Origin of the sequence: Oribacterium sinus (assembly GCF_963537195.1) — a bacterium.
In the GTDB taxonomy this organism is placed as follows: Bacteria; Bacillota; Clostridia; order Lachnospirales; family Lachnospiraceae; genus Oribacterium; species Oribacterium sinus_A.
Map to the genome: position 1 here is coordinate 35,691 of NZ_CAUTEG010000007.1, position 6,560 is coordinate 42,250.

Here is a 6,560-nt window from a genome sequence, read left to right on the forward strand (position 1 = left end):
GCTTTGCAATACTTCTTTTGCCTTATTGCTTTTGACTTATTGCTTACTACTTTGTTGCATGTTCGCTTTTACTTGCTTATTCTAACGATAATTCTTGGATTTTTTACTTCTATTTATTTCTTTGACTTTGTTCCTGCCTGGCTCTCCTTCTTTTGCCTTTTCATTGCCGCTTCCTTTAAGGCCTTAAAGCTTTCTTCCTCGGAAACTGCATCCGGGTTGTTTCGAAGCATGGTTTTGGTCCACCAATGCATCTTTCCGCTTTCCGCATTACCGCCGTCTTCCAAAACCGCAAGCTCCTCCTCCATTCTCTCCTTATCCTTTAGCAAGCTTCTAAGAAGAGCGCCGGCGGATTCTTTTAAGTTCCCGGCAGATTCCTTCACACTGCTGGCTGCCTGCCCCACGGCGCCTTTGGCGGTATCCGCCGCCAGGCTTGCCGTCCCGATGGTACTGCTGGCCGCCTGACTCACCGTATTTTTGGCTAAAGACATTCCGGACTCCATCACATATTTCATGGCAGCCACATTGCCTTCATTTTGCTGTACGGCTCTAAGCTCTTCCGCTCCCTGCTCCCATTCCTGCTTGGCTTCGCCGATACGGTCATAAAGCTCTCCGATGGAGCGCCGCAGGTTCTGTATTTCCTCGGAATTTCTCGCCAGTCTTCCCAGACGCTCCCGAAGCTCCAGAGCCGCGATGACGGAGAATACCACGTCTTCAATGAACAGGGTATAGAGCATGGTGTCAATAATCACAAAGGTGAGATAGCTCCAATCCGCCGGAATGGAGGAAACAAATTTGTGCACCACCTGCATTAAAAAAATCGCCATCACTCCCCAGCCTATAGACGCAAAGAAGCAGATGTAACCGCGAAAATTCAAAGGATTCTGAGAATAATCCCACCAGCGCATATGAAAGATATGATTCATCAAAAGACCGGTAATCAGTTCCAAGCTCGTTCCGCCAAAAAATCCAAGCAAAAAAAGATAGAGGAGATGCCCCTCATGTCCATGAGCGAAGAAGACCAAAAGGCAGGATCCCACACCGTACAAGGGAATCCAAGGTCCATGGCAAAATCCTCTATTCTGTAAATGGCCGGATTTCAGAGAGCAGTAAGAAGACTCGAAGCACCAACCCAGGATGCAGTACAGCATAAAGAAGGTCAGCCACTGTAAAATTGTGTATCCTCTCATAAAAACTCCCTTGCTCTAAAAATCATTTTTAGCTATTTTATCGCAGTTTTTCATTATTGTCGAGTTTTTTGGCGTTTTTCAAAATATATGTTCTGAAATACAGCTCTTAAGCGCTATCTGCAAAAGTGTAGGTTTCGGGATTTATGTCATAAGCTATATAATCCAAGCTTTGAGCATGGAAATCTCTTAGAAAGCCGGAATTTAATCCTAAATCTTAGATTTACCATCTTTTCTTGCAAAGACTGTAGAGGGATTTCCTTCCCAAAAGAACGCAAACTGCCACGGAAAATCCCAGCAAAAACAGGAAGAAAAGAATCTGAACCGACAAAGCTCTCTCATGATGTAGGAAATAGCTGTAGCCTCCTATTTTCAAGAACAAATCCCGGAAGGGGCGATGGAACAGATAAATCACCAAAGAATACTTTCCCCAAAGAGAAAGCTGCTTTTCCAATATTGTCTTCCGAAAAGGACTTTTCCCGGGAAAAGATAGCATCCAATAGAAAAAATAGGAAATGCCCAAAGCAAATGGAATGTAAAAAATGCGAAGCAGGATGGGAAAACTTTGAAAAAAGGGAAGAATCTCCTCTTTACTCACCCTCCTGTACCAGACTCCATAGAAAATGCGAGTATAGTTTTTTAAAGCGGGAAAAAACAGGAGAAAGAAGAAAAAGCAAGCCCCGGCCATAAGGGCAAGGTCTGTTCTTTTTTTCTTCCAAGAAAAAGAGCTTTGGAAAGTGAGCATTCCAAAATAGAAAAAGGGCGCAAAACCGAAGACTCGATCCAGCGCCAGGAAATCCACCAGTCTTCGGTTTTGGTCCAGATATCCTGCAAACAAGGAAAGAAGAATCAGAAGGAGAAGATAGTATTTTTCTGTCCTATCCTCCGGATTTCCCCCCTTCCCGATATAGACCTTGTTTCTCTTGAAAAAGCAAAGAGGAAGGCAGGCGAACTGCCAGAAGAAAAGTCCCAAAAGATACCAGGGAGTAGAGGATTCATGGAGATAATCCGGAAAGCTCCCCTGCCCCCCGTAGCAAAAAACATCAAAGGGATACAGCAAGGTTTTTAAGAAAAAATAGCAGAGAAAATAATACAGTAAGTTCGAAAAAAGAGAGGAAGCTGCTCTTCCTCTCTTTACAAAGCTTTGTTGGAAAAAATATCCGGACAGGAAGATAAAGGCAGGCATATGAAAACTGTATATCCCGTAAAAGCTCCGAGAAAACAGCGCCATGTCGCTATCTTTTATCGGCAGGAGAAAATGTCCAAGCACCACAAGGAAGATTAAAAAGCCCTTGTATCGGTCCAATTCCTCAACTCTCTCCCCTGCCATACTGTCCTTTCTTTTACTGCGAACATAAGTGCTTTTGTTACTGCTATTTACAGTGCTACTACTCCGCTCTCTCTGCTATTCCGAATACCGCTCTATCCTTTAAGCAAAAATCGGTGCTACCGCCTTTGCATACTTCTCTTTTACCGCCTTGGCCTCTTCCTTATTCTTTCCTAAGGTGGTGTAGTAAGCCTTAATCTTCGGCTCTGTTCCGGAGGGGCGCACAATAATGCTGGATCCATCCTCCAAGTGGTAAATCAAAACATTTGCCTTAGGAAGCCCTGTCTTCTCCGTATCCAGATAATCCACACATTCCTTTACCTTGCTGCCGGCAAAATCCTTAGGGCTGTCCTTTCTTAAGGAATCCATAATGCCCTGCATCTTATCCATGCCGGAAAGCCCCGGGAAGGAGAAGCTGTCCACAGAGTTCAAGTAGTATCCATGTTGCGCATAAATCTGCTCCAAACGCTCCTTAATGGAAGAGCCGTTTTTCCGGTAATAAGCTGCCATCTCGCAAATCAGCATGGAAGCTACCACCGCATCCTTATCCCGCACTGCGGTTCCGGACAGGTAGCCATAGCTTTCCTCGAAGCCGAAAATGAAGCGATTTTCCTCTCCCTTTTCCTCCAAAAGCTTGATCTGCTCTCCGATCCACTTAAATCCGGTAAGGGTATGGCGAAGCTCGATGCCGTAATACTCTGCCACCTTATCCGCAAGGGGGGTACTCACAATAGACTTTACCGCCACCGGTCTTTCCGGAAGGGTACCTTCCTCCTTACGGCCTTTCGCAATGTAATCTAAGAGTAAAACCCCCATTTCATTTCCGGACACCAGCTCATAGCTTCCGTCCTGACAACGCATGGCGATACCCACACGGTCTGCATCCGGGTCTGTGGCCAGCATCAGGTCTGCATTTTTCTCCTTTGCCAAGGCAAGTCCCTTCTCCAAAGCTGCGAAAATCTCAGGATTTGGGTAGGGGCAGGTGGTGAAATAGCCGTTAGGATACTCCTGTTCCGGCACAATGCTGACGTCCTCGATTCCCATTTCCTTGAAAATGCGGGTTACCGGCTCTAAACCGGTTCCGTTCAGGGGAGAATATACCAGAGTCAGTCCTGCATCCTTGCAAAGTCCCGGATGTACCTGCTGAGACAGCACATATTTATAGAAGGCTTCCTTGCAATCCTCCCCTACAAAACGAATCAGCCCTTCATCCACCGCCTTGGCAAACTCCATGGTCTTATAGCCGGTGAGCACATCGGTTTCCTGAATCTTTTTATAAACCTTTCCTGCGGCTTCGTCCGTCATCTGGCATCCGTCACTGCCGTAGGCCTTATAGCCGTTGTACTCTGCAGGGTTGTGGGAAGCAGTCAGCATAATGCCCGCACTGCAATGATAGTATCTGGTAGCAAAGGACAGCGCAGGCACCGGCATCAAAGCATCATACATCCGGACGGTAATGCCATTTGCCGCCAAAACCTTCGCCGCTTCCTTGGCAAAAGTCCAGCCCTTTAAACGGGAGTCATAGCTGATGGCTACCAGCTTTTCCAACTTCTCCTCTAATATGTATCTGGCCAAGCCCTCTGTAGCCTGACGCACCACGAAAAGATTCATTCTGTTGGTGCCCGCTCCTAGCGTTCCTCGGATTCCTGCGGTACCGAACTCCAAAGCTCTTGCAAAATGCTCTTTGATTTCTTCCTCCTGCCCTGCAATGCATTGCAGCTCTCTCTTTAAATCAAAATCCTCTAACTCCGCTGCCATCCAGCGCTGATACTCTTTTTGATAATCCTGCATCTTCTTCGTCCTTTCTGCATTCTGCTTTTTTTATTGCTCTACTTTACCATGGAAGACGGAGAAGAGGCAAGAATATCGTATAGAAATGATGGAGCCAAATGATATAGCCCAAAGGTATAGAAATGATAGTATCCTAAAATCTTTCTCCATAGGATGTCTCTCCATAAAATATCTTTTTATAAAAATCTCTCATTCTTCCATAAAAACTGTTTATAAAAAAGCAGTATACAAAAAATCATTCTTCTATTGTTAGTTAACGCTAACTAATGTATCATAATAACGAACATTTTCATATCATTTAATGATTTTATATAGTTTCTACTAATAGTTTCTACTAAAAGCACCTGCCAATAGTATTTACTAATAGTTCTTACTAACATCTTTAGGAGGCCTCCATGAACGTTTACAAAAAAGTATTTCACTACGTTCCGGAAAAAATCGTGCCGGGAATTCTTTCTATCCTGACTTCCCTTCTTTCCGGAGTGATTCTGGTCTACGCCTATATGCTCCTCTACTTCTTTCTGGAAAATCTCATCCTTTTCCGAGATGAAGGGCAAAGCTACGCCATGAGTCTGAAAATTGTTCTTGCCCTTACCCTGGCAGGACTTTGCTATCTCTTTTCCGGCGTCTTATCCCACATCTTTGCCTTCCGCCTGGAGACGAATCTCCGGAAGAAAGGGATTGAAGGATTGGCGTCCGCTTCATTTCGTTTTTATGACCTGCATTCCTCCGGCTATATTCGGAAAACCATCGACAGCAATGCGGAGAAAACCCATCAGGCAGTGGCCCACATGATTCCGGACAGTGCTCAGGCCTTTCTTGTGCCCCTCCTTACCCTGGCTCTCGGCTTCTTTGTGAGTCTTCGGGTAGGGGTAATTCTCCTGCTTCTGGTTCTCGTTAGCGGCTTCTTCCTCCAGAAAATGATGGGCGGCAGTCAATTTATGAAGTTGTATCAGGAATCCTTAAACCATCTCAGCGGGGAAACCGTGGAGTATGTTCGGGGTATTCAAGTCGTAAAGCTCTTCGGAAACCGCTTGCAAAGCTTCAAAGCCATGAAAGAAGCCATTGAAAGCTATGCCAAATACGCCTATGAATACAGTTTAAGCTGTAAAACGCCCTATGTTCTCTACCAATGGATCTTTTTAGGCTTAATTCCGATTCTTTCGATTCCCCTGTCCTTTCTCCTGGTAAAAGAACCTCAACCCGAAAAACTGATCATCGATTTGATTATGATTTTCTTTTTGGACGGCGTCATCATGGTGGCTTTCATGAAAATCATGTGGTCCGGCATGTACATTTTCAACGCAAGCTTTGCCATCGACGAAATGGAAAAGCTCTACAAGGCAATGCAGGAAGACAGCCTCCAATACGGTAAGGAAGAAAATTTTCCCAATTACAGCATGGAGTTCCAAAATGTAGATTTCTCCTACGGAGATAAGAAAGTTTTAGAAGGGCTTTCCTTCCGTTTGGAAGAAGGAAAAAGCTATGCCCTTGTGGGGCACTCCGGTTCGGGAAAATCCACCATTGCAAAGCTTTTCTCCGGCTTCTATAAAGCGGATAAAGGACAAATTCGAATCGGGGATCTCCCCATTGAAAGCTACAGCAAAAATGCCCTTTGTAAGGCCATCTCCTTCGTTTTCCAGGACAGCAAGCTCTTTCATAAGACGATTTATGAAAATGTGCTGTTAGGAAAACCCGGTGCTACTCCGGAAGAAGTTCATCACGCTTTGGAACTGGCGGGTTGCAGGGAAATTCTGGAACGTTTTCCCGAGAAGGAAAATACCTTAATCGGCGCAAAAGGCGTTTACCTCTCCGGCGGAGAAAAGCAAAGAATCGCCATTGCTAGAGCGATCTTGAAAAATGCTCCCATCGTGATTCTGGACGAAGCCAGTGCCTCCATCGACGCGGATCAGGAGTATGCCCTGCAAAATGCCTTTAAGAATCTGATTCAAGGGAAAACCGTGATTATGATTGCCCACCGTCTTTCCAGTATTCAGGGCCTGCATGAAATCCTGGTTTTGGAAGAGGGAAAGATCCTGGAACGGGGAAGCAGTAAGGAGCTTTTACAAAAAGACAGTCGCTATAAAAAGCTCTGGGAACTGTATCAAACTACGGAAGATTGGAGGATAAACAAATGATGAATTGGTTCAAAAAACAGTTCTCCCTTACGGAGCAGGGCGCGAAAAACCTGCAAAAAGCTAGTCTCTACTGCTTTCTTACCTATTGCATCAACATGGGGCCCGTTATGCTCTTACTCT

General features: G+C 45.2%; 4 protein-coding genes. 1 reads left to right on the forward strand and 3 read right to left on the reverse strand.

Annotation, left to right across the window (positions count from 1 at the left end):
* Positions 1–113: 113 nt before the first annotated feature.
* The 3 genes from RYL27_RS02080 to RYL27_RS02090 form a co-directional block, all read right to left on the reverse strand.
* A complete protein-coding gene (locus tag RYL27_RS02080) occupies positions 114–1,187 on the reverse strand; it encodes a putative ABC transporter permease (RefSeq protein ID WP_314964896.1) in 1,074 nt (357 codons plus the stop codon).
* Between the two features lie 220 nt (positions 1,188–1,407).
* A complete protein-coding gene (locus RYL27_RS02085; RefSeq protein WP_314964899.1) occupies positions 1,408–2,514 on the reverse strand; it encodes an acyltransferase family protein in 1,107 nt (368 codons plus the stop codon).
* Positions 2,515–2,613: 99 nt separating this feature from the next.
* Positions 2,614–4,302 carry a phospho-sugar mutase gene (locus tag RYL27_RS02090; protein WP_314964901.1) on the reverse strand — a complete coding sequence of 563 codons (1,689 nt, stop codon included), beginning with the start codon at positions 4,300–4,302 and terminating at the stop codon, positions 2,614–2,616.
* A gap of 395 nt (positions 4,303–4,697) precedes the next feature.
* Here RYL27_RS02090 and RYL27_RS02095 point away from each other — a divergent pair, with 395 nt between their 5' ends.
* Positions 4,698–6,440 carry an ABC transporter ATP-binding protein gene (locus RYL27_RS02095; protein WP_314964904.1) on the forward strand — a complete coding sequence of 581 codons (1,743 nt, stop codon included), beginning with the start codon at positions 4,698–4,700 and terminating at the stop codon, positions 6,438–6,440.
* Positions 6,441–6,560 lie beyond the last annotated feature (120 nt).